The organism is Wukongibacter baidiensis, from assembly GCF_050888315.1.
In the GTDB taxonomy this organism is placed as follows: domain Bacteria; phylum Bacillota; class Clostridia; order Peptostreptococcales; family Caminicellaceae; genus Wukongibacter; species Wukongibacter baidiensis.
In genome coordinates, this window is the sequence record NZ_CP138202.1 from 5,059,820 (window position 1) to 5,083,235 (window position 23,416).

General features: G+C 32.7%; 23 protein-coding genes. 18 read left to right on the top strand and 5 right to left on the bottom strand.

The features are described from left to right. Window positions 1–83: 83 nt before the first annotated feature. From R9X47_RS22815 to R9X47_RS22830, 4 genes are all read left to right on the top strand, one after another. Window positions 84–368 carry a hypothetical protein gene (locus R9X47_RS22815; RefSeq protein WP_432663388.1) on the top strand — a complete coding sequence of 95 codons (285 nt, stop codon included), beginning with the start codon at window positions 84–86 and terminating at the stop codon, window positions 366–368. Between the two features lie 282 nt (window positions 369–650). After that, on the top strand, window positions 651–1,076 hold the full coding sequence (locus R9X47_RS22820; protein ID WP_432663389.1) for a hypothetical protein: 426 nt from the start codon (window positions 651–653) through the stop codon (window positions 1,074–1,076). Between the two features lie 183 nt (window positions 1,077–1,259). Continuing rightward, on the top strand, window positions 1,260–1,715 hold the full coding sequence (locus R9X47_RS22825) for a hypothetical protein (RefSeq protein WP_432663390.1): 456 nt from the start codon (window positions 1,260–1,262) through the stop codon (window positions 1,713–1,715). A gap of 70 nt (window positions 1,716–1,785) precedes the next feature. Further along, entirely contained in the window at window positions 1,786–2,157 is a 372-nt protein-coding gene (locus tag R9X47_RS22830) for a hypothetical protein (RefSeq protein ID WP_432663391.1), read from the top strand. 275 nt (window positions 2,158–2,432) lie between these two features. Here R9X47_RS22830 and R9X47_RS22835 read toward each other — a convergent pair whose 3' ends face one another. After that, window positions 2,433–2,600 carry a helix-turn-helix domain-containing protein gene (locus R9X47_RS22835; RefSeq protein ID WP_432663392.1) on the bottom strand — a complete coding sequence of 56 codons (168 nt, stop codon included), beginning with the start codon at window positions 2,598–2,600 and terminating at the stop codon, window positions 2,433–2,435. Between the two features lie 279 nt (window positions 2,601–2,879). Between R9X47_RS22835 and R9X47_RS22840 the strand changes: the two genes are divergently transcribed. From R9X47_RS22840 to R9X47_RS22850, 3 genes are all read left to right on the top strand, one after another. Next, window positions 2,880–3,170, top strand: a complete 291-nt coding sequence (locus tag R9X47_RS22840; protein WP_432663393.1) for a hypothetical protein — start codon at window positions 2,880–2,882, stop codon at window positions 3,168–3,170. Between the two features lie 219 nt (window positions 3,171–3,389). Next, the gene (locus R9X47_RS22845; RefSeq protein ID WP_432663394.1) at window positions 3,390–3,746 is read left to right on the top strand and encodes a cytochrome C biogenesis protein; all 357 of its coding nucleotides are present in this window, start codon (window positions 3,390–3,392) and stop codon (window positions 3,744–3,746) included. 105 nt (window positions 3,747–3,851) lie between these two features. Continuing rightward, complete coding sequence (locus R9X47_RS22850) at window positions 3,852–4,412, top strand: HD domain-containing protein (protein ID WP_432663395.1); 561 nt, start codon at window positions 3,852–3,854, stop codon at window positions 4,410–4,412. Window positions 4,413–4,538: 126 nt separating this feature from the next. On the opposite strand, the gene R9X47_RS22855 is transcribed toward R9X47_RS22850, so the two are convergent. Then, the gene (locus R9X47_RS22855; protein WP_432663396.1) at window positions 4,539–4,871 is read right to left on the bottom strand and encodes a CGGC domain-containing protein; all 333 of its coding nucleotides are present in this window, start codon (window positions 4,869–4,871) and stop codon (window positions 4,539–4,541) included. A 104-nt stretch (window positions 4,872–4,975) separates the two neighbouring features. Between R9X47_RS22855 and R9X47_RS22860 the strand changes: the two genes are divergently transcribed. The 6 genes from R9X47_RS22860 to yihA all read left to right on the top strand — a co-directional run bounded on the left by R9X47_RS22860 (window position 4,976) and on the right by yihA (window position 12,695). Further along, window positions 4,976–5,605: a regulatory protein RecX gene (locus tag R9X47_RS22860; RefSeq protein WP_432663397.1), complete on the top strand. Its 630-nt coding sequence runs from the start codon at window positions 4,976–4,978 to the stop codon at window positions 5,603–5,605. A gap of 362 nt (window positions 5,606–5,967) precedes the next feature. Next, window positions 5,968–7,254, top strand: coding sequence for a trigger factor (tig, locus tag R9X47_RS22865; protein WP_432663398.1), 1,287 nt, complete (start codon window positions 5,968–5,970; stop codon window positions 7,252–7,254). Between the two features lie 35 nt (window positions 7,255–7,289). Then, on the top strand, window positions 7,290–7,874 hold the full coding sequence (clpP, locus tag R9X47_RS22870; RefSeq protein WP_432663399.1) for an ATP-dependent Clp endopeptidase proteolytic subunit ClpP: 585 nt from the start codon (window positions 7,290–7,292) through the stop codon (window positions 7,872–7,874). Between the two features lie 18 nt (window positions 7,875–7,892). Continuing rightward, window positions 7,893–9,173, top strand: a complete 1,281-nt coding sequence (clpX, locus tag R9X47_RS22875; protein ID WP_432663400.1) for an ATP-dependent Clp protease ATP-binding subunit ClpX — start codon at window positions 7,893–7,895, stop codon at window positions 9,171–9,173. Between the two features lie 560 nt (window positions 9,174–9,733). After that, entirely contained in the window at window positions 9,734–12,079 is a 2,346-nt protein-coding gene (gene lon, locus R9X47_RS22880) for an endopeptidase La (protein ID WP_432663401.1), read from the top strand. Next, window positions 12,069–12,695, top strand: a complete 627-nt coding sequence (yihA, locus tag R9X47_RS22885) for a ribosome biogenesis GTP-binding protein YihA/YsxC (RefSeq protein ID WP_432663402.1) — start codon at window positions 12,069–12,071, stop codon at window positions 12,693–12,695. The genes lon and yihA overlap by 11 nt, the downstream gene beginning before the upstream one ends. Before the next feature lie 85 nt (window positions 12,696–12,780). Here yihA and R9X47_RS22890 read toward each other — a convergent pair whose 3' ends face one another. The 3 genes from R9X47_RS22890 to rd form a co-directional block, all read right to left on the bottom strand. Continuing rightward, window positions 12,781–13,689 carry a DMT family transporter gene (locus tag R9X47_RS22890; protein WP_432663403.1) on the bottom strand — a complete coding sequence of 303 codons (909 nt, stop codon included), beginning with the start codon at window positions 13,687–13,689 and terminating at the stop codon, window positions 12,781–12,783. 235 nt (window positions 13,690–13,924) lie between these two features. Beyond that, the gene (locus R9X47_RS22895; protein WP_432663404.1) at window positions 13,925–16,639 is read right to left on the bottom strand and encodes a hypothetical protein; all 2,715 of its coding nucleotides are present in this window, start codon (window positions 16,637–16,639) and stop codon (window positions 13,925–13,927) included. A gap of 222 nt (window positions 16,640–16,861) precedes the next feature. After that, window positions 16,862–17,023 carry a rubredoxin gene (gene rd / locus R9X47_RS22900; protein ID WP_432663405.1) on the bottom strand — a complete coding sequence of 54 codons (162 nt, stop codon included), beginning with the start codon at window positions 17,021–17,023 and terminating at the stop codon, window positions 16,862–16,864. A 289-nt stretch (window positions 17,024–17,312) separates the two neighbouring features. On the opposite strand from rd, the gene R9X47_RS22905 reads away from it, so the two are divergent. From R9X47_RS22905 to R9X47_RS22925, 5 genes are all read left to right on the top strand, one after another. Then, window positions 17,313–18,428, top strand: coding sequence for an aminopeptidase (locus R9X47_RS22905; protein WP_432663406.1), 1,116 nt, complete (start codon window positions 17,313–17,315; stop codon window positions 18,426–18,428). 271 nt (window positions 18,429–18,699) lie between these two features. Continuing rightward, entirely contained in the window at window positions 18,700–20,064 is a 1,365-nt protein-coding gene (locus tag R9X47_RS22910) for an extracellular solute-binding protein (RefSeq protein WP_432663407.1), read from the top strand. A gap of 129 nt (window positions 20,065–20,193) precedes the next feature. Then, window positions 20,194–21,099 (top strand): carbohydrate ABC transporter permease, encoded by a 906-nt coding sequence (locus tag R9X47_RS22915; protein ID WP_432663408.1) that lies wholly within the window; start codon window positions 20,194–20,196, stop codon window positions 21,097–21,099. 27 nt (window positions 21,100–21,126) lie between these two features. Continuing rightward, a complete protein-coding gene (locus R9X47_RS22920; protein WP_432663409.1) occupies window positions 21,127–21,960 on the top strand; it encodes a carbohydrate ABC transporter permease in 834 nt (277 codons plus the stop codon). Window positions 21,961–21,982: 22 nt separating this feature from the next. Continuing rightward, entirely contained in the window at window positions 21,983–23,035 is a 1,053-nt protein-coding gene (locus R9X47_RS22925) for a serine hydrolase domain-containing protein (protein ID WP_432663410.1), read from the top strand. Window positions 23,036–23,416: the final 381 nt, after the last annotated feature.

Here is a 23,416-nt window from a genome sequence, read left to right on the forward strand (position 1 = left end):
GTTCAATATAAAATCTATATACGATAATGCTAAGGATAAAACTATAGATATCTTTAATAGGGTATTTAAGGGAAGGTGATAAGTTGAAGAACTTTTTTAGAAATTTACTTTATGGCTATATGTTAGCAATAATTGTTGCGGCATTTATTAATATCAACACTTTATCCCAAATAAGTAATATTGAATTTCTCAAAGTTATGTTAGTAGGTAGTTTAGTTGTTACACCAATTATGTGTTTATTGATATACGCAATAAAGTTTGCAGGTATTCCATTAGTCAGCGATTTTATTGAGGAAAGCATTTTCAATAAAATACTCATATTAACGATAGTAATTATATTAATAGCGATGAAGATTTTAAACGGATAGCAGGAGAGTGAATTTGAGAATGCCAATATGATGAGATTGCTAACAGTACAATGGTTCTAAGCACCTTGAATGTATGAGCCTGAGAGTGTCAAGGGGGTGGGGGTGTTGACAATAAAGGCTTCACCTAAAACAATGACACCAGATATAAATAATATTCTAAGAGAACTTTCAAAATAGACTATGATTTGATATTTAGAAAGTATAAAAAAGTTACACTTCCTAAATTATTGGTTATGATGTATGGTAAATAGAATTTGATAAAAGGGAGTGTGGTGAAGAAACATGATAAGAGAATTTACATCAACTAGAAGTCTTTTTAAATATTTATTTATTTCTTTAATTATTTTTGCAATTCTAATTTATAGAGATAATAGTCCTATTTCATATTTTGTGGGTAGTGTTGTACCAACTATCATGTTATTAATAATTTTCAGAGATTATAAAATTGTAATTGATAATGAAAAAGTAGAATTTTTTAGTTTGTATAGAGAGAAGAAGATATTTTTATGGAAAGAAATTAAACAAATGGAGATTAGAAGAACTACTCAAGAAACTAAGCTTGAAAGTTTTAAGAAGAACATATATATTTATTCAGATAGTGAAAAGTTTACGTTTAATATTCATGAGTTACAAAGTGAAGAATTTTTTGAAGCAATGGATGAAATTGCTGATAAACATTCTATTAGTGTGAAATTTGATAAAAGATAGAGTGTCAAGGGAACGAGATTGTTGACAACGTAAGTAGCAAGAAGGTATTTGAAAGAGCTAAAAGAAAAATATTGATTATCGATCAGACAAATTGAGAGACTTACAGGTATAAATAGAGGGATTGTCTTGAAAGCATAGAGTGTCGATAACCTAGTCACCTTGACACTCAAAGGAGCTAAGAGTATGAATGAAAATTTTGATTGCACTCAATTCTTGTCATTTAAACTAAATAGTAATGATTTGAATCTAGAAGAATTAATGGTACAGTTTAAGAAAATAGGTTTTGATGTGATATATAATAATCAAATAAGGCAAGTAAAAAAAGAGTATTTTAGTGACTATACTAACGATGAATTTGTTGAACTTGAATGTGATAACTTCATCGGTGAATTTGAAGATTGGGAGGATATGATACATCCACCTGAAAAAATCAAGACATTCGCGAATACTGTGAGTGATTTGATAAGAAATGGAAAGATTAAAGATACAAAGATTATATTAACAAGTTTTGCTCAATTTGGATATTCTTCTAATGAAAAAATAGAAGTTAAAGCGAAAGATATTATTGAGGGATTATTTTCAATGTCCAAACATTTTTATGATGTGTGGACAGATAATCTAATCATTGAGTTAATATAAGATGGAACTATGACTCAGTTAATGACGTAATGACAATTGATAATACGTTAAGGAGGATTCAAAAGTAAATATGGAAGTTAAGATTATTGAGTTTTTAAACGACCAATATGTTCGAGTAGTTACAAAATATGGTGAGCTAGATTCAAGATGGTTTGGTATAGTACCCCCACTAGGGTCAATAAAACATGTTGAACTAGAAATAGATGAATTGTTTGAATGGGGAGATAACATATTTTTATCAGAAGAGAAAGAATTTAGAATTGAGTCTGATAATATAATTTGCATTATTGGCAAACTTGAGTCAATTGATGATGATGGATATACTGTAATAAGATTGGGTGAAAGTATTATAAGTATCATTATCAAGGGTATTTCACAATCAATAGGAGAGTATGTGAGATTAAAGGTAACCGATATTGAATTATATGATGTTGGGGTTTAATAAGTAAATCAATTTAGAGGCAATGGTAATGACTTCAAATAAGAATCTAAGAAACTAGTTAGACTAACATAGGAACTAAACCCCTGTGTTGGTCTTTTCTTTTAATAGTAGTTCGTACCTTAGAGGCATAATAAACCTGTCTATTATAATAAGATCTCCATTAAACTATTGGCGGTCGATGTAGACATGCCAATAAACTAATGGAGCTCAAGGAGCTCAAAGAACCTTGGAAGTTCTCAAACTTTATATGAATTATTCTAGCTAAGAAAACTTTGTTATTTGTGATCTTTAGATCTGGGATAAGGCTGTACTTTATCAGTTAAGCCTAACAAGTAATCAACGCTTGTATTGTAGTATTTAGCAAGAGTTATTAAAGCATGTGTAGGAATATCGTGGTTACCATTCTCATAACTAGAGTAGGTTCTTTGAGCAATGCTAGGCATTTCCTCCATCTGCTTTTGCAATAGGTCATTATTTTCTTTTAGACTTATTATTCGTTTCTATTTCACAATAACATCCTATAAAGAATTATACTATAGCTGAAATAAGGCTATTAATCCGAATTGCACTTATATTTCAGCTATAATAAATATAGAAATGGAAATTTTAAACATAAATATGAAGAGCAGAATGGATATTGAAAGACTAAAGAAATTGGATAAGTTTAGAAAAGTATTTGATTTGAACTATTTTAATGGGATTGGGAAAAGGGAGGGGAAACAATGTCGACAGAATACATAAACCATGTAAAACAGCTATTTTCAGATATACACGAGGAAACAATGAAAAGTTTAAGAATCAATGATAAAGAGTATAGTGAGCTTTTAAGGTGTAGTGTTGAGGAAAGCAGAAAAGTAGAAAAAATAATTAATTGTCTTGATGATGAGGATAGAGAGCTTGTTTTAAGACATAAAGAGAGACACGGGAGAATGGAGTGGATTGAAAGGGAAATGCTTTATTTCCAGGGGCTTAAGGATTGTGTAAAATTATTGAGTTTTCTTGAGGTTATATAATAGAATATAGAAAGGATGGTCTTACTATCCTTAAAAATGACCGATAGGGTAGAAATATCTTATCAGTTTTTGTAAATAGAAAATGGAGTTCAAAGTTTGTAATTACAAGGGAAAATATAGATATAAAGATAGAATTTTGAAAATTATATATTTCAATTAAGTCAGATTGATACTAAAATAAGATAGTAAGACTCACTTTATAATGGAAGGATGTAACTAATGAAGAACTTTTATTTTGATGAATTTAAAATTGAAATATATGTACCAGAGGAATATATAATTCCTCTAAGGGATGCTCTTAATAAGATAAAGGCATGTAGGGTTGGAGATTATGATAATGTCATGTCGATAACAAATGTTAGAGGATACTGGAGGCCTTTGGAAAGTGCAACCCCCTTTAATGGAGATAAAAACGAGATCAATGAGGGTACCGAATGTAAGATTGAGATAAGATGTAAAGAGGAATATGTTAATGATGCATTAGATGTTATTAAAAGAATCCATCCATATGAAGAACCATTAGTAAATATAATTCCACTAGCAAATTCTTTTTTTATAAATTCTGTTGATGAATAATAGTGCTTAGAGGCGTTATAGATTTTTATTATTTTATACTAATTAAGGAAATGATATATACTATAAAATAAGACAACTACTTCTCATAATGGAGGTATTGATTAAATGAAAGATTTTAACTATCTAATAAATAAAGCCATCGAAATAGCAGCTAAAGCCCATGAAGGCCAGCATAGAAAGGTAACGGACATTCCATATATAGTACACCCCTTTGAAGTAGCCATGATTCTACAGGAAAATGGCTGTAGTGAAGATGTGATTGCTGCAGGGATTTTGCATGATACATTAGAAGACACAGAATTAACGGAAGCAGAAGTAAGAGAAGTATTTGGAGATAGAATACTAGAACTAGTTCTTGGTGCCTCAGAGGAACTTGAGGATAGAGGAAATAGAGCCTGGTATGATAGGAAGCTACACACAATAGAGTACTTAAAGGATGCATCTATGGAGATAAAGATGATTGCCTGTGCAGATAAGCTTAGTAATATAAGAAGTATGATTAAAGGTTGTAATGATATGGGAAATAGGCTTTGGGACAGGTTTAATGCCCCGTATGAAGATCAAAAATGGTATTATCAAAGTCTAACTGAAAGTCTAAAGAGTTTAAATGGGTTCAAAATGTATGGACAGTTTAAAGAGGCTGTAAACTTTCTATTTCAGGATTAAATTACCTTATATGCTACTAAGTCATATATCTGATCTTTGTAGTAACTTAAGGGCCTATGATATTTCATTTGAGTAATTATAGGAATGAAATATCATAGGTCCTCGGAGTAGTATAAACCTATTAAATTATTTTTTCTTTTTCCCATGAGAATATCCAACTACATCATACTCTTCCGATAATTTAGCCATGAACTCATCATAATAGGGACATTTAGACTTTACGCAGGTAGATAGGTGGATAACATCAACCCCTACTTTTTTCATTCTTTCAGCCCTTGCTAAAACCTGTTCTACGGAATTATCGCTGCAGCCATTACAATGAACAAAGCTAATAACTTGAATGTCTTCATCCTTATATCTTTCAAAGGAGCCTGTTTTAGCGTAGGCGGCTTTAAAACATCCAGAAGAAGAACACCTCTGAGATACATTAAAACAGTTTATAATACCAATTTTTTTCAAATTCATCACCTTTTATTGAGATTTCTATTATAATTATACATAGATGATAAAAAATATATGTGATTTTTGTCAAATTACGTAGATGAGGAAAGCGGTGAAGGATCTTGTTAGAAAAAGAACTTAAAATTACCAAGCTAGAAACCCAAAAGAGAAATAAGAATAGGGTATCTATATATATAAATGATGAATTTGCTATTGGAGTAAGTAGAGATATAATTTATAAGCTTCATATTGAAGAGGGAAAAGTTATTGATAAAGATTACTTTGAGGAAATAATAAAATCCGAAGAGCAGAAAAAAGCTAATGAGTATGCAGTAAAACTCCTATCTTATAGACCTAGAAGTCAAAAAGAAATAGAAGATAAAATGAAGCAAAAAGGATACGATGCTGAAATGATTGATAAAACCATTAAATGGCTGAGAGAGTATAATCTTATAAATGATGAGGATTTTGCCAAGGAATATATTCTATCAAAATCTAAAAAATATGGTAGTAGAAGGATAAAAATGGAGCTTGGAAGAAAGGGAGTAAATGAAGAAGTAATAAATGAAATTCTGGATGAGGAAATAGACTATGATAAAGAGTATAGTATAGCCCTTGAATGTGCTAAGAAAAAAATGAAAGCATACAAAGGGGATGAAAGGAATGCTATTTATAGAAAGCTAGCTTCATATCTCCAAAGAAGAGGATTTTCCTATGACATTATTTCTAAAATTTTAAAAGAGCTACTTTAATCTGGGGTAATTTAAACAAATAAAGCAAAAAAAGTATTTACAATAAACTTCATAATGATATAATATCTATGATGATATTAAAAATTCTTTAGACCAATGGAAAATCCATTGGTCTTTTAAGTAATTAGTGCACAACTAAAAAATCCTATTCCATTATCTTGATAGGCTAATAAAATTCTAATATATAATTATTAAAGACCAACTTTAAACTCTGACTTTGATGTTGGTTATCTGTGTATAATGCATTTATGGGTTTGTATTTTGATTTTTTGTATTACATATGGATGATTATATTAGTTTAAACTTAACGATATTAGTTAATAATGGAAATATTAAAATACAGTAGAGGAGGAAGAATATTAATGGATTCAACTATGGTTAAAAAAGAAGGAAATAAAGTTACTTTACAGATTAAGGTAAGTGCTGAAGATTTTGAGAAAGCGGTTCAAAAATCTTACTTAAAAAACAGAAAGAGATTTAATATACCTGGATTTAGAAAGGGTAAAGCTCCAAGAAAAATGATCGAGATGCAATATGGGGAAGGTGTTTTCTATGAAGACGCAATAAATATTGCACTTCCTGTAGAATATGACAAGGCGATTGACGAGCATAATTTAGAACCTGTTGATAGACCGGACGTTGATATTGAAGAAATCGAAAAGGGAAAAGACTTAGTATTTACAGCTATAGTTACAGTAAAGCCTGAGGTAACTCTAGGAGATTACAAAGGTATAGAAGTAGAAAAAATTGAGTATAATGTAACTGATGAGGATGTAGATACAGAAATAGAAAAAATGAGAGAAATGAATTCAAGATTAGTTAGTGTTGATGATAGACCTGTACAAAACGACGATAACGTTATTATTGACTACAAAGGATTTGTTGGTGAAGAGCAGTTTGAAGGTGGAACTGCTGAAAATCAAACACTAGTTATCGGTTCAGGTAAATTTATTCCAGGATTTGAAGAACAATTAATTGGAGCAAATATCGGTGACGAAGTAGAAGTAAAAGTAACATTCCCAGAAGAATATCACGCAGAAAATTTAGCTGGTAAAGAAGCTGTTTTCCAAGTTAAGGTTAACGAGATTAAATTTAAAGAATTACCTGAGTTAGATGATGAATTTGCTAAGGATGTAAGTGAATTTGAAACTTTAGAAGAATTAAAGAATGATACAAGAACTAAGATGGAAGACAGTGCTAAGGATAAAGCTGAAAAAGAGCAAAGAGAAAAGGTACTAGACAAAGCAGTTGAAACTGTAGAAGTAGAGATTCCTGAAGCTATGGTTGATACGGAAATAGATAGTATGATTAGAGATTTTGATTTCCAATTAAGATATCAAGGATTAGATCTTGAAAAATATTTACAATTTACAGGCGGTAAAATTGAAGATTTAAGAAAACAAATGACAGATGATGCATACAATAGAGTAAAAACTTCTTTAACTCTAGAAGCTATTGGAGAAAAAGAAAGTATAGAAGCAACTGATGAAGACTTAGAAGAAGAACTTCAAAAAATAGCAGAAAGCCAAAAGTCAACTATAGAAAAAATAAAAGAAACTTTTAAAGAAGAAAACTTTGGGTATATTAAGAATACTATTAAAGTTAGAAAGACAATTGACTTCTTAGTAGATAACGCTAAACTAGCTTAACTAATTTTAATATAAGAAGTGAGGAGTGAGGTTATATGGCTTTAGTGCCTGTAGTAGTTGAGCAAACTAATCGTGGAGAAAGATCCTACGATATTTATTCAAGATTACTTAAAGATAGGATAATATTTTTAGGTGAGGAAGTAAATGACCATACTGCGAGCTTAGTTGTAGCTCAGCTAATGTTTTTAGAGGCAGAAGATCCAGATAAAGATGTTCATCTTTACATAAACAGCCCTGGAGGTTCTATTACTGCGGGTATGGCTATTTATGATACTATGCAATATATAAAGCCAGACGTTGCGACTTATTGTGTAGGAATGGCAGCCAGCATGGGAGCATTTTTACTTACTGCTGGTACTAAGGGTAAGAGATTCGCTTTACCTAATGCTGAAATAATGATACATCAGCCACTGGGCGGTACGAGGGGTCAGGCCACTGATATAAAAATTCACGCGGAAAGAATCATAAAAATGAAAGACAAACTTAATAAAATATTAAGTGAGAGAACAGGGCAACCTTTAGAAACAATAGAAAAAGATACTGAGAGAGATAACTTTATGGATCCTGAAGAAGCTTTAAAATATGGATTAATTGATAAAGTTATTGCTTCTAGGAAATAACACAAGAGAGGTGTAGCGATGTCTAGATTTGATGACAGAAGCAGAAGCAAGCTAAAATGCTCTTTTTGTGGCAAATCACAGGATCAAGTTAAAAGACTTATAGCTGGTCCTAATGTATATATATGTGATGAATGTATAGAGCTTTGTCAAGAAATTATTCATGAAGAGTTTGAAGAAAACTTTGATATGGTAGCATCTGATCTTCCGAAGCCTAGAGAAATCAAGGACATTTTAGATCAGTATGTTATAGGGCAGGATATGGCTAAGAAAGCCTTGGCTGTTGCAGTATACAATCATTATAAAAGAATAGACCAAGACATTAAGAGTGATGAAGTAGAGCTGCAAAAGAGTAATATATTATTACTAGGTCCTACAGGGTCAGGAAAGACTCTTCTTGCACAAACACTGGCAAAGATATTGAATGTACCATTTGCTATAGCTGATGCTACATCATTGACTGAAGCTGGATATGTAGGTGAAGATGTTGAAAACATTATTCTAAAGCTAATACAAGCAGCTGACTTTGATATTGAAAAGGCTGAACGTGGTATTATCTATATAGATGAGATTGATAAAATTGCTAGAAAAACTGATAATCCTTCCATCACTCGTGATGTAAGTGGTGAAGGTGTGCAGCAAGCACTTCTTAAGATATTAGAAGGAACTGTTGCAAGTGTTCCACCTCAAGGTGGAAGAAAGCATCCACATCAAGAGTTTATACAAATTGATACTGGAAATATACTGTTTATTTGCGGTGGAGCTTTTGATGGTATAGAGAAGATCATACAAAAGCGTACTGGTAAAAAAGCTATGGGCTTTGGAGCTGATGTTCAGAGCAAGATTGATATGAAGATAGGTAAAATTCTAGAAAAGATACAACCAGAAGATTTATTAAAATATGGTCTAATTCCAGAGTTCGTTGGAAGGGTACCTGTTGTTGTGTCTTTACATGAACTAGATGAAGATGCCCTTGTAAAAATATTGGTTGAGCCAAAGAATGCTCTAGTAAAGCAGTATAAGAAATTATTCCAGCTTGATGAAGTAGATGTAGAGTTTGAAGAGGATGCTCTAAAAGCCGTTGCACAAATGGCTATTGATAGAAAAACAGGAGCAAGAGGTCTAAGAAGTATACTTGAAAATGCTATGCTTGAGGTGATGTATGATATACCTTCAAGGGACGATATTAAAAAATGTATTGTTACTAAGGAAACGATAGAGAATAAGATCGCACCTACCTTAGTTCTTGCCGAACAAAAAAAGAAAAAGACTAGAAAAAAGAATGAAGAGACTGCTTCATAATTAAATAAAAGCTTGTAGGCGAGTCGATTTGGCTCGCTTTTTTTAGCATATAGAAAATGAAAAAAACGTCCTTATCCATATTGATATAAAGGTATAAGTAGATTTAAAAATGCAAAACATAAGACTAATTACAAGTTGTTAGCTTTTACAATTACTCACTTTAAAGCTTGATAAGTCTCAAGGAAAAAATCTACAAAGATTTATTTTTCTCTTAAAATTTACTTTAAGTTTTAGAGTTGTTTGCCGATATAAGTGTGTAAATGTTAAGTTTGATATGTTGAGGTTTCTAGTGAGGACCCTTATTGATAAAGGTAATCCATTTATGGAGAATGTGTTTTGAAAATTTTATGATATAATAGTCTATGAAAAATTTATAAGAATTTTCAAAGAAGATTTGCTAAACTATGCAAATACAATAAATCTTTTACATTTTGATTTTCTGAATCCATTGAAGCTGTGGCGAGTCAGAAGATGAAAATGTGGATTTATAAACACATTCCATATAACACAGCTGATAACTAATATAAAAGAACGAATCCTCAAACGAAGGAGGGAATTTAATGGATGATAAAACAAAAAAAACTATAGAATTACCACTAATACCACTTAGAGGTTTATCTGTCTTTCCATATATGGTACTTCACTTTGACGTAGGAAGAGAGAAATCCATAAAGGCTTTAGAAGAAGCAATGGTTAAAGATCAGACAATATTTTTAACAACTCAAAAAGAGATAGATATTGACTTGCCAACTCCAGAAGATTTTTATGAAATTGGAACAATTTCAAAAATTAAGCAAATGCTTAAATTACCTGGAGATGCTATCAGAGTCTTAGTTGAAGGTATTAGCAGAGGTAGAATTAGCGAACTAATGCAGGAAGAGCCATATTTTAAAGCAGAGATAGAAGAATACGTATTTGAACAAGACGAAGAGGATAAAGAGCTAGAAGCTATGATGAGGGTAGTATTAGAATCCTTCGAGAATTATGTAAGCGTAAGCAATAAGATATCACCTGAGGTAATGATCAGCGTATCTTCCATAGAAGAATCAGGAAGACTTGCAGATGTTATTGCATCTCATATGCTTCTCAAGACAGAACAGAAGCAGGAGATTTTAGAGGCATTCGATCCAAAGGATAGACTTGAGGTTCTTTACAAAATACTTCTAAAGGAAATTGAAATACTAGAGGTTGAGAAGGAAATTAACACTAAGGTTAGAGGTCGTATAAACAGACTACAAAAGGAATACTATCTGAAGGAACAGCTAAAAGCCATAAAGGAAGAACTTGGCGAAGGCGGAGAATTCGACAATGAAATAGATGAATTATACGACAAGGTTGACAAGGCAAAGCTACCTAAAAAGGTAGAGGAGAAGGTACATAAGGAAATAGACAGACTTTCAAAATTATCGCCGGGTTCTGCAGAAGGCGGCGTTATAAGAACATATGTCAACTGGATAATAGATTTGCCTTGGCACAAAAAGACAAAGGATTCCATAGATATAAAGAAGTCAAAGGATATTTTAGATGAAGACCACTATGGACTTAAATCCGTTAAGGAAAGAATTTTAGAGTATCTTGCAATAAGAAAGCTTGCAAAGAAAATGAAAGGTCCGATTATATGTTTAGTAGGGCCTCCTGGTGTAGGAAAAACATCAATTGCTAAGTCTATAGCAAGGTCATTAAATAGAAAATTTGTTAGAATGTCCCTTGGTGGAGTAAGGGATGAAGCTGAGATAAGAGGACATAGAAGAACGTATATAGGAGCTATACCTGGAAGAATTATTTCATCTATAAAGGATGCCGGTTCAAAGAATCCAGTATTTCTATTTGATGAAATAGATAAGGTAAGCAGTGATTTTAGAGGTGATCCTGCCTCAGCACTGTTAGAGGTCCTAGATCCAGAACAGAATAAAGAATTTACTGATCACTACTTAGAAGTACCATTCGATTTATCAAACGTAATGTTTATTACTACAGCTAATTCATTAGGTACTATACCAAGACCTTTATTAGATAGAATGGAAGTAATAGACGTTTCAGGTTATACAGAGGAAGAAAAAACAGTAATTGCTAAGAGGTATTTAATTCCTAAGCAAATAAAAGAACATGGCATGAAAGAATCTAATTTACAAATGTCTGAGCAGACTGTAAGAGACATTATCAACTACTATACAAGAGAATCAGGAGTTAGAAATCTAGAGAGACAGATAGCTTCTGTGTGTCGTAAAGCAGCAAGACAGATTGTAGAGAATGACTCAGAGATAGTAAGGGTTAATGCAACTAATCTTAAAAAATTCCTTGGAATTCCTAGATATAGTTATGAAAAGGTAAGAGATAAGCATGAGGTTGGTATAGCAACTGGCCTTGCTTGGACAAGGGTTGGTGGAGATACACTATCTATAGAAGTTACTCCAATGAAGGGTACTGGAAAGCTAGTGTTAACCGGTCAGCTTGGAGACGTTATGAAGGAATCTGCAAGGGCGGGATTAAGCTATATCCGTTCAAGGGTAGATACACTTGATATCGATGAAGAGTTTTATAAAAACCGTGACATACACATCCATATACCAGAGGGAGCTATACCTAAGGATGGACCTTCAGCTGGAATTACAATGGCAACTGCCGTTATTTCTGCTCTTGAAGAAACACCAGTAAATAAAGAAGTAGCAATGACTGGAGAAATAACTCTAAGAGGTAGGGTACTACCTGTTGGTGGTATAAAAGAAAAGGTTTTAGCAGCTAATAGAGCAGGTATTAAGAAGATTTTATTACCAATTCAAAATAAAAAAGATCTTACGGAATTACCGGATACGGTGAAGAGAAAGTTAGAATTTGTATTGGTTGAACATATGGACGAGGTATTAGAACATGCACTAGTAAAAGGAGAAAATAAAGATGAAGATTAGAAGCTGTGAATTTATCATTAGTGCAGTAAGTCCTAAACAATACCCTGAGGAAGAGATTCCAGAAATAGCCTTAGCAGGAAGATCAAATGTAGGAAAATCTTCATTAATCAATATGCTGTTAAACAGAAAAAAAATGGCTAGAACTAGCTCAACACCGGGAAAAACGCAAACAATAAATTTTTATAAGATAAATAATGAATTCCACTTTGTAGACCTGCCAGGCTATGGATATGCTAAGGTCTCTAAGTCTAGTAAGGCAGAATGGGGTAAGATAATAGAAACTTACCTTACAACTAGAGACAAGCTTGTGGAAGTTGTGCAACTAATAGATATTAGACATAAACCAACTCAGCAAGATATCCAAATGTACAATTGGATAAGGCATTTTGGTTTTAAGGGTATAGTAGTTGCTACAAAGCTCGATAAAATCAAAAGAAGTCAAAGACAAAAGCATATTAGTCAAATTAGAAAATCCTTAGAAATGGGTAAAGACGATATATTGGTTCCGGTTTCTTCTATGAATAGAGAAGGAAAGGAAAAGCTTTGGGAGACAATAGCTAATACATTTATTGAAAGAGGATTTGATATAACTGTAGAAGAAGCAGCAGAGATTTAGATCTCTGCTGTTTTAATATGTGTGCCCATGCTGAGCACACTATAATAAAAAGTAGAGAAAAAATCTCTACTTTTTTAAAGCTACCTTAAGCACTTTGATCTTTTTCCAGCTTTTCGTCAGCATTTTTAGATTTATTAAATATGCTTTTAAAATCTACTTCGGCCACAAGCATTCCAGCTAATATCAAAAATGCTCCAAAGATCCCTCTTGCAGTTAAAACTTCGCCGGAAATAAAATATGCGAAAATAGCTGCGAAAACTGGCTCACCCGTATATATAAGCGCCGTATGGGTAGCAGATGTATATTTCTGAGCTGCATTCTGAACTATAAAAGCACCAGAGGTACAAATTAAGCTAAGAATAAGAAGGTTTATCCATACATCTGAGCCCTGTGGAATAATAAAAGTTTCTGTAGTTAAAGTCATTATAAGGCTAAGAAAACCTACTGTACCTATTTGAACTATAGCCAGCGAAATTGAATCAACTTTTGCTGTATACTTACCAACTGTAATTATATGCATAGCATAGGCAAAGGTAGAGCAAAGAGTAAGTAAATCGCCGATGTTAAGACCTAAGCTTCCATTAAGAGTCAGAAATCCTAAGCCAAATAGCGCCATGACTGCCCCTATAATAGCAGCTCTTTCAGGTATTTTCTTTAGAAATAAAGCAGAAATTATAGGAACTAGGACAACAGAAAAACCAGTTATAAATGCAGATTTTGAAGCGGTTGTGTAGTTTATTCCCACAGTCTGAAAGGCATAGCCCGTAAATAATATAAAACCAATCAAAACCCCATATTTAACAGTAGCTTTATCTAATTTCATCATATTTTTATAAAAAATTAAGGATGAAATAGCAAATGCAATAATAAATCTAATTGCAAGAAAGTTATAGGACTCTAAAGTGGCTAAAGCATTTTTTGTTAAGATAAAGGATGCTCCCCAACCTACGGTGACGGCCAATAGAGCTAAATCGGCCTTGAGTTGTTTTGACATTTTCCATTCCCCCATATATAAAGAGTTCCAAATAAATTAAAGTTTTGACTGGAATCTCTGTATTAAAAGCTATATTATATTTTAACATTATTGGATGAAGATTTATATATAATCTGTCATGATTTATGGCAATTAAAAAAACTACCTAGCCTTCAAAATAAATGAAAATCTAGGTAGCTTAATCTTACTATAGGATTTTATGAATTTATATGGTTTTATAGGAAGGAGTGGAGCTTTATGGGTTTATTTTTAGTTGCTTATCTTCATCTAAATCCTCTTTTTCTTGATATTTAATAGCTATAATTTGGCCATCTCTTAGGATGAACTCAATAGCATCACCTTCATTTATTCGATTTAGATTTTTTGCGTTATCATCATGGTATATAACTACTTCGTTATGAACTTCGTATTCTTCAATAGTATTCTCGTTACCTACATAAACTGTTATGTCGCTACCATCCTTGTCACAGAACCACATTTCTCCGCCATCAGCATCACCATGGAGTTCATTATTGTTGTCAAAATCCTTAAGCTTTAATTCTCCATCTCTTAATACAAATACTATTAACTCTTCAATACCGTAATCTTTGATTTCATCTTGATCATCATCATCTGTAACATTATATTCTTTCTCGCCTTCGCCAAATACATCAACCGTTACAGTCATAATGTCATCGTCTGTTACGTAACCTAATAGATACCCAACATATGTATCATTCTCAGAGGAATCATTGTCATCTATTTCATCATAGTTGTCTATGAAAGCTAGTAATCTTATTTCATCATCTTCATCTTCGTTGGCTACTATAAGAGCTACAACTGCATTGCTAGAGTCAGCACTTGGGATATCAAGATCTTCGAAGTCTTTCCATTTAAGAACATCTAAGTCATCATCATCTTCGTGGTCGTTTTCTTTATATTCACTGTAATCGAAGTATACAGAATCACTTTGATCGTAGTAGTTATCCCTATCTTCATCTTCAACGTTATCTTTGTTAATTTCGTCTAACTTAACAAGCTTTACGTTTTTTCCACCTACTGCTTCTCCAGAGCTTGCATCATAAATCTTAGCTATTACATCGATAGTTCCATCGTCTTCTAAAGAGTACTCAATGATATCACCTATATTAAAATCGTCATAATCTAGCTTATTTTCGTAATCATCTATATCGTATTTAACAGTTTCACCAGTTTCTATCCATAGCTTAAATTCATCATCCAAACCTGAATCTTTCTTAATAAGGACAGCAAAGTTTCCAGGAGAAGTGGTTGGATTATCATCAGTATTGTCATCTATCTCATCATAGTTTTCTATGAAAGCTAGTAATTCTATTTCATCGTCTTCATCTTCGTCAGTTACTATAAGAGCTACAACTGCATTGTTAGAGTCAGCACTTGGAACATCAGCATTTTTGAAGTCATCCCAATCAAGAACATCCAAGTCATCATGATCATTATATAAATTAGTTTTGTACTTACTGTAGTCGAAGTATAGAGAAGTACCTTGATTAAAGTAGTTATCACCATCTTCGTCTTCAAGGTTATCTTTATTGATCTCATCTAATTTAACAAGCTTAGAGTTACCAGCTACTGCCTTATTTTCCTCTGCATCGTAGACCTTAGCTATTACATCGATAGTTCCATCATCATTTAGAAGGTATTCTATGATGTCACCCTCATGAAGATCTATGAATTCAGTACCATTTTTAAAATCATCAACATCATATATGATAGTGTCAGAAGTTTCTGTCCATAATTTCAATTCATACTCTATGCCGGAGTTTTTTCTGATAAGGACACCAAATTTACGAGAAGAATATTCCTTTAATTTTTTATCTTCATCTAAATCTTCTTCTTCCGTATACTTGATAGCTATGATTTCGCCATTTCTGATAATGAACTCAAGGGCATCACCTTCATTTATCTTATTTAGATTTTTTTCGTCATCATTATTGTATATAACTACTTCGTTATGGACCTCGTATTCTTTAAGAGTATTCTCGTTACCAGCATAAACTATTATGTCATTACCATCTTTTTCTTTGAACCACATTTTTCCGCCATCGGCGTTACCGTAGTGTTTGTGATTATTGTAATAAGGATCCTTAAGCTTTAATTCTCCATCTCTTAATACAAATACTATTAACTCTTCAATACCGTAATCTTTGATTTCATCTTGATCATCATCATCTGTAACATTGTACTCCTTCTCACCTTGACCAAATACATCAACTGTTACAGTCATAATATCATCATCAGTTTTGTAGTTTAATAAATAGCCAACGTATGAAGTATTCTCGGTTATTTCATCGTATATTTCATCATAGTTCTCTATGAAAGCTAGTAATTCTATTTCATCATCTTCTTCCTCATCAGTTACTATAAGCATTAAAACTGCATTATCGGAGTCATCACTTGGGAAGTCAATTTGTTTGAAGTCATTCCAATCAAGAACCTCTAAGTCATCACTATTTCTGCTATCTTTGTATTTGCTGTAATCGATATATATAGAATCAGTTTCATGGAAGTAATTGTAATTATTATGGTCTTCTACGTTGTCTTTGTTGATTTCACTTAACTTAACTAGCTTTGCATTTTCCCCTAGGGCCTTGTTATCCTTTGCATCGTAAACCTTGGCTATTACATTAATACTTCCATCATCATTTAAAATGTATTTAATGATATCACCTTTATCAATATCTTTTCCACGAAGGCCATTTTCATATTTATCTACATCGTACTTAGGATCATCTCCAGACTCTGTCCATAATCTTAAGCCTTTATGTTTATATAAAACCACAGCAAAGTTTCCAGTTTTAGAATCATCATGCTCTAAAGCTTCATCAAACCCTTCCAATTTATTTGCTGCTCCTTTTTCTTCTGCATAGGAAAAAGACATACAGCTTAAAAACATGCACATAATTAATATTGTAACAATTGTTCTTTTCATGATACTAATCCCCCTTTAGTTTGATTTGGTATATATCTCCAAACATATAATACCATATATCCTAATGATTTACATGGAATGGGGGAGGAGTTAAGAAATTATTAAGAGGCATTAAGAAATTGTTAAGGGGTTGAAGAAGAATTGAGAAATATGGAAAATTTACTAACAAAAAACTACCTAGTTAGGGTCTAGGTAGTTTCTATTATAGTATAGGTTTTTTAACTATTCTACAGGTTCAAACATATCCTTTCCAACACCACATATTGGGCACATCCAATCATCAGGGATGTCTTCAAAAGCAGTTCCTGGAGCAATACCGCTATCAGGATCACCTACTGCTGGATCGTATTCATAACCACATGGAATGCAAACATATTTTTTCATATCTATCGTCTCCTCTCATACTCTCTAATTGTAGATATGCGACTCTATTTTAATATATACAAAGGGAAAATTATAATATTCATGATTTTCTATGTATATATAGATTTAACCTTAAAGTCTGATATCTAAGATATATTGCTTTCATATTTGAATTATACCCATGGCTTAAAAAAATAAAACATAAAAAAATTTTTTTTGGAAAAAATTAAAATATCAAGTTCATAATGTTATAATATGTATATAAAAAAAACTTAATGTATAAAAATATTTTTATAAGGAGTTGTATAAAATGGACCCGAGAATACAGAAACTAGCGGAGAATCTTATAGGATACTCGTGTGAAGTAAAAAAAGGTGAGAGAGTAATGATTGAATGTATTGGAACTAGTGCTCTTCCCCTTGCAAAGGAATTGGTTAAGGAAGCCTATAAAGTGGGAGCCCAGCCATTTGTAGAAATTAAGGATCAATCGGTTTTAAGACAGATGTTATTAGAATGTGATGAAGAGCAATTAAAATTTATGGCAGAGTATGAGTTAAAACGCATGAAGGGAATGGATGCCTATATAGGTATTAGAGCAAGTGACAATGCAAGTGAACTAGGAGATGTTCCTTCGGATAAGATGGGACTTTACATGGAGCATTTTTCAAGACCTGTACATAGTGAAGAAAGGGTTAACAATACTAAATGGGTAGTGCTTAGATATCCAAATAGTGCCATGGCTCAACTTGCCAATAAGAGTCAAGAGGCCTTTGAAGATTTCTACTTTAATGTATGTAATCTTGACTATGGAAAAATGTCAAGGGCAATGGATGGCTTAGTTGAGCTTATGGAAAAAACCGATAAAGTTCATATTAAAGGAAAAGGTACGGATTTAACCTTTTCAATTAAGGATATCCCTGTAATAAAGTGTGCTGGAAACAATAATATTCCTGACGGAGAGGTATTCACAGCTCCAGTAAGGGATTCAGTAAATGGAGTATTAACTTACAATTGCCCAGCAGTTTATCAAGGTGTTACATATGAAAACATCAAAGTAGAATTTAAAGATGGCAAGATAATAAATGCCACTGCAAATGACACAGAAAGATTAAATAAGGTATTTGACTCTGATGAAGGGGCAAGATATATTGGGGAATTTGCTATTGGAGTAAATCCATATATAACTACTCCAATGAAGGATACATTATTTGATGAAAAGATAATGGGAAGCTTCCACTTCACACCAGGAAAGGCATACGATGATGCATCAAATGGAAATAAGTCATCGATACACTGGGATTTAGTTTGTATTCAAACTCCTGAATACGGTGGTGGAGAAATGTACTTCGATGATGTACTAATAAGAAAAGATGGAAAGTTTGTAATTACTGAATTAGAGGCATTAAATCCTGAGAATCTTAAGTAAAAGTTAACGACTATTAGGTTTTAGTAGATTCAAATATTAATATTCACTATTCTAAATTAATAATATTTATTAGAAAGTCCTCCTTGACTTAGAATCATGGAGGGCTTTTTTGTATGAAGATTATTTAATTGATTTCTTTTTATCGTAACTTCAGAATAGGTGCTTAATAGTATTTTTATTCAATTTGGACATATTTTTATAAAAATTAAAATAGAGATTTATAAATAGGTAAAGTCGTACAAGAAAAGTATATCTTAAAGGGGGATATAAGATGAAAAAATCTAGATTTCTACTAATTTTCTTAATGGTAACAGCATTGATATTTAGTGCATGTTCAGGTGGAAGCAATGAGGGGACAACATCCGGCGGTAGTGAACCAGAAAAAAAAGAAGAAGTTGTTTTAAAGGTAGCCTTTTTCCAAGGTGGTTTTGGAGATGCTTGGTTTAAATACTTAAAAGAAGAATTTGAGAAGAACCATGAAGGCGTAACTGTTAAATTGGAAGGTGATCCAAATCTAAATGATACGATTGACCCTAAGGTTGAGGGTGGAGTAGACACTCCCGATGTATTTTTTGTAAACGGTAGATCATGGTCAAAATGGGGGCCTCAAGATTTAGTAATGGAGTTAAGTGATTTATACGACTCGAAGGTGCCTGGAACAGATCTGACTTTAAATGAATATATCCAAGATGCCGTAAAGGATAGACTTTTCTATGATCCTGATAAATCAGGTGTTAGAAAGTATGCTGTGCCTTGGTCGGCAGGTTCAATGAGTATTGTCTACAATAACAAGATGTTTAAGGAACATGGGTGGACTTACCCTAAGACATGGGGTGAGTTTGAAAAGCTATGTGAAGAAATTAAGGCAGAAGGTATAGCACCATTGACTTATCCAGGGCAATACATTAATTATGTAAGATCTGCCTATAGGGGATGGCAGCTACAGTCGTTAGGAGAAGATAAGTTTAAGGAATATAAGGATCCTTCTAGTTCAGATATCTATGGAGATGAAGCTTTAAAAATACCATGGCAGAAATGGGAGACTTTGTTTAAGAATGGATGGATTATGGAAGGTACTACAGCATTAAATCATACACAGTCTCAGATGGAATTTATTAATAATAATGCAGCTATGATTTTCAATGGATTTTGGTTGGAAAATGAAATGAAGGAAGCTTGGGCAGAGGATTATGATATTAGAATGGCTCCGATTCCAGCAGATGGAAAGCTCGGTAAATCGACTATGTTACTATATATGCCTGATTATGGAGCTATCACCAGTAAGACAAAGCATCCAGAGATTGCTAAGGAGTTCCTATTATTCAGTTTAAGCCCAGAGGCAAGTAGAAAATTTACTGAGCTATCTGGCGGTCTAAGGGCATTAAAGTATGATATGAAAGATATAGAGACAACTGAGTTTACAAAATCATGTATGGAAATAATGGCAGATCCAGATGTATATACCTATACCGATGCGAGCAGTCATCCTGTATTAGGTAAATTATACAAGGAGTTTAGCAAACCATACTTAGAAGAGATTGCTACTGGTAAGATGAACTCTGAAAAGGCATTTGGAGCATTTAAGGAGAATGCTGAAAAGAAATATGAAAAAATTAAGAAAGATTTAGGCAATTAATCATGTAGTTCAAAAAACTATTAATCTATACACATCCAAATACTCGATAGTTTTGAGTTTTGGATGTGTATAAATTAAGGTTTGCTATATATCCAATAAGCCTAAATCCATTCTAAAAGGTGATGCTGAATGAATCTGTTTAAGAATAAAAAGAAGCGCAAGCTATTTATAATTTTAATGCTAGCATGGCCAATAGTACATTGGCTGACATTTACCCTATATATGAATATACAGACATTGATTTACTCATTTAAACACTTTAATCATTTTAAGGGTAGGATGCAGTTCGTATTATTTGATAATTATATAGAACTTTTTGATATGTTCATTAACAATACTAACAGTATAGCAATTGCATTTAGAAATACTTTTTTATGGTTACTACTCAATGTATTTGTTATAGTACCTATAGCTTTGTTAGTGGCATATATTCTATCAAAAAAAGTTCCTTTCTATAGGTTTTTTAACACGGTATTTTTTATTCCTAACATAGTGTCGATAGTTATTTTAACTATGATTTGGGCTTTTATGTGGGATCCTAATCAGGGAGTAGTAAATGGACTATTGGATATTCTTAATCTAAGTCAATATAAGATGGTATGGCTTGGAGATCATAGGACTGCTCTTGGCAATGTATTTCTATACTGTGTTTGGGCAGGCATAGGATGGAATAATTTGATCATAGGGGGAGCTATTTCAAAAATCCCAGAGGAAATATTTGAAGCTGCTGCAATAGATGGCGTTGATAACTTTAGGGAGTTTATCAATATAATACTCCCCTCGGTATGGCCAACTATAGCAACTGTAACACTAATTGGAGCAGCGTCTGCATTTAGAGTATTTTTACATCCTAAACTACTTACAAACGGCAAGTATGATACAGCAAGTGTGGCCTTAAAACTAGTAGAATCCGTTACAGATACTGGCGAATATGGTATGGCATCCTCCATAGGGATTACTATAGCTGTGCTAGGATTTATTGTCGTATATATCATAAAATATCAATTAGATAGAGTCGAGAAGTACTGGAGTTAGAGAGATTTATTTCAAAGGAGTTTTACTATGAATAGAAAATTAAGCAGAGGGGCTATAATCGTTTCAGAAATATTTCTGATAGGATATGCTATATCCTTAATTTTTCCCTATATATGGCTGTTAAACAATTCATTTAAAACCGTTGCAGATTTTTATAAAAATATTTGGAACTTGCCCATAACATGGGAGTTTTCAAACTACGTTGATGCTTTAAAGGAAACTAAAATGATTAGCTATTTTATGAATAGTATAATTATCACCATTGTTGCAACGACTATTCAAATCATGCTTTCATCGATGACGGCATATGTTCTGGCAAAATATAAATTCAGAGGCCATTCCATAATATTTGCCATGACAGTATCTAAGCTCCTAATACCTGCAGTAGGAACCTTAGCGCCAATGTATATCTTTATGAGTAAAATGCATCTTTTTAATACATTTGGATTAATTCTTCTATATGCGACAGGCTTAGGAACAAACATGCTGATATTTTATGCATTTTTTAAGGGCATTCCTTGGAGTTATGCAGAGGCAGCCTTCATAGATGGAGCAGGGGATTGGACAGTATTTTGGAAGATAATGCTACCTATGGCTAGGAATGCAATAGCTGCTGTAGGGATAATTAGTGCTATTACAATATGGAACGACTATTTTATGCCTTCTATTTTGCTAACTAATCCTAAAAGACAGACAGTAGCCGTAGGATTATATCAACTACAGGTACAGCAGCAATTTTCCGCCACTTGGACGACACTATTTGCAGCGGTTATAATAGCAACCCTTCCAATGATTATCCTATACATTGTTTTCCAAGAAAAGGTGAGAAAAGGCTTCCGAATGGGAGGTTTAAAGGGTTAGTTTGTACGGAGGATGTGATCTAATGCTTATAAAAGAAAGAATTGATTACCTTGAAGAATATATAAGGAAATGCATAAACAAGGACAAGGCTTTTCCAGCAGCATCATTTGGTATTATAACCAAGAAAGAATCATACTTTGGAGCTATAGGAAAAACCTTGGTGGGAGATTTAGAAAGGAATATTGACTTCAATACTATTTTTGATTTGGCATCCTTAACAAAGGTTGTTGCCACGAATACAGCAATAATGAAGCTTGTTGAGGATGGCATGCTGAGTTTAAGCGATGATATTATAGATATACTTCCTCGATACAAATATAGAGGAATAAAAATTTCAGATTTATTGACCCACACTGCGGGATATGATCCAGAGCCAGACTATAAGGGTTGTCGAAAGCGAGAAGAACTAATAGAACTGCTGTATAACGAAAAGATTGATAGCAATAAAATAAAGAAAGAAGTAATTTACTCTGATACGGGTTTTATGCTTCTTAGTTTGATTATTGAAAGGTTAACAGGCTCATTTGAAGAATACACAAAGGAAAAGATATTTAAGCCATTGAAGATGACCGATACAGGATTTAATCCATCTAAAGAAAAAAGATCCAGGTGTGCGGCCACTGAAAAATGTTCTATGAGAGGAGAACTAGTAATTGGAGTAGTGCATGACGAAAAATCATATATAATGGGTGGTGTATCAGGTCATGCAGGTTTATTTTCAACGGTTAAGGATCTAGGATTTTTTGTACAAATGATACTAGATGGTGGGGAATATCAGGGAAAAAGAATATTAAGTAAAAATACGATTGACCTACTTAGTAAATGTCAAACCGAGGGTTTGAATAGAAGAAGAGGATATGGATGGATTTTGAAAGAGAAAAATTCTTCGATTGGTGATTTTGTAAGTGAGTTGGCAATATATCACACAGGATTTACTGGTACTTCTATACTTATAGATAGGCATTATGGAATAGGATTTATTCTCTTAAGCAATAGGGTTCATCCAACACGGGAAAATATAAAATTATTGTCCTTAAGGGGAAAAATAAATAATATAGCTATGACGACTATTTAGTTGGGATAGTGAATAGCATAATAATAAGAAATTAATAACGTATAATTATGTGGAAAGAATAATATTTACTCAAATTTTTAGTTGGATTAAGAAGGAGTTTGAACAGTTTTGTAGAATAAGTAATAATATTAAGGATTTGTAATAAATATTAATAAGGTTATTTTTGAACTGATGCATATACTAATCTATAAATTTACTAGTTTTTAGCTTTTGTCTATAATAAAGTGAAGTAAATAATTCGCTGCTTTGTTTTCTCACTATAAGTATAGAGCTCGCATAACAAAACTTAATTTATATATATACAAATACTAAGTTTTCTGATGGTTTTGGATAGGTATAAATTAATGGCTTTACTTGAATCTCTATATCCATAGGTCAAAA

Coding starts and splice junctions, on each gene's coding strand:
- R9X47_RS22840 (WP_432663393.1), top strand. CDS start 2,880: ATGTCGACAGAATACATAAACCATGTAAAACAGCTATTTTCAGATATA.
- R9X47_RS22850 (WP_432663395.1), top strand. CDS start 3,852: ATGAAAGATTTTAACTATCTAATAAATAAAGCCATCGAAATAGCAGCT.
- R9X47_RS22835 (WP_432663392.1), bottom strand. CDS start 2,600: ATGCCTAGCATTGCTCAAAGAACCTACTCTAGTTATGAGAATGGTAAC.
- R9X47_RS22845 (WP_432663394.1), top strand. CDS start 3,390: ATGAAGAACTTTTATTTTGATGAATTTAAAATTGAAATATATGTACCA.
- R9X47_RS22820 (WP_432663389.1), top strand. CDS start 651: ATGATAAGAGAATTTACATCAACTAGAAGTCTTTTTAAATATTTATTT.
- lon (WP_432663401.1), top strand. CDS start 9,734: ATGGATGATAAAACAAAAAAAACTATAGAATTACCACTAATACCACTT.
- R9X47_RS22890 (WP_432663403.1), bottom strand. CDS start 13,689: ATGTCAAAACAACTCAAGGCCGATTTAGCTCTATTGGCCGTCACCGTA.
- R9X47_RS22895 (WP_432663404.1), bottom strand. CDS start 16,639: ATGAAAAGAACAATTGTTACAATATTAATTATGTGCATGTTTTTAAGC.
- R9X47_RS22920 (WP_432663409.1), top strand. CDS start 21,127: ATGAATAGAAAATTAAGCAGAGGGGCTATAATCGTTTCAGAAATATTT.
- R9X47_RS22905 (WP_432663406.1), top strand. CDS start 17,313: ATGGACCCGAGAATACAGAAACTAGCGGAGAATCTTATAGGATACTCG.
- R9X47_RS22825 (WP_432663390.1), top strand. CDS start 1,260: ATGAATGAAAATTTTGATTGCACTCAATTCTTGTCATTTAAACTAAAT.
- R9X47_RS22830 (WP_432663391.1), top strand. CDS start 1,786: ATGGAAGTTAAGATTATTGAGTTTTTAAACGACCAATATGTTCGAGTA.
- yihA (WP_432663402.1), top strand. CDS start 12,069: ATGAAGATTAGAAGCTGTGAATTTATCATTAGTGCAGTAAGTCCTAAA.
- clpP (WP_432663399.1), top strand. CDS start 7,290: ATGGCTTTAGTGCCTGTAGTAGTTGAGCAAACTAATCGTGGAGAAAGA.
- R9X47_RS22915 (WP_432663408.1), top strand. CDS start 20,194: ATGAATCTGTTTAAGAATAAAAAGAAGCGCAAGCTATTTATAATTTTA.
- rd (WP_432663405.1), bottom strand. CDS start 17,023: ATGAAAAAATATGTTTGCATTCCATGTGGTTATGAATACGATCCAGCA.
- R9X47_RS22925 (WP_432663410.1), top strand. CDS start 21,983: ATGCTTATAAAAGAAAGAATTGATTACCTTGAAGAATATATAAGGAAA.
- tig (WP_432663398.1), top strand. CDS start 5,968: ATGGATTCAACTATGGTTAAAAAAGAAGGAAATAAAGTTACTTTACAG.
- R9X47_RS22910 (WP_432663407.1), top strand. CDS start 18,700: ATGAAAAAATCTAGATTTCTACTAATTTTCTTAATGGTAACAGCATTG.
- clpX (WP_432663400.1), top strand. CDS start 7,893: ATGTCTAGATTTGATGACAGAAGCAGAAGCAAGCTAAAATGCTCTTTT.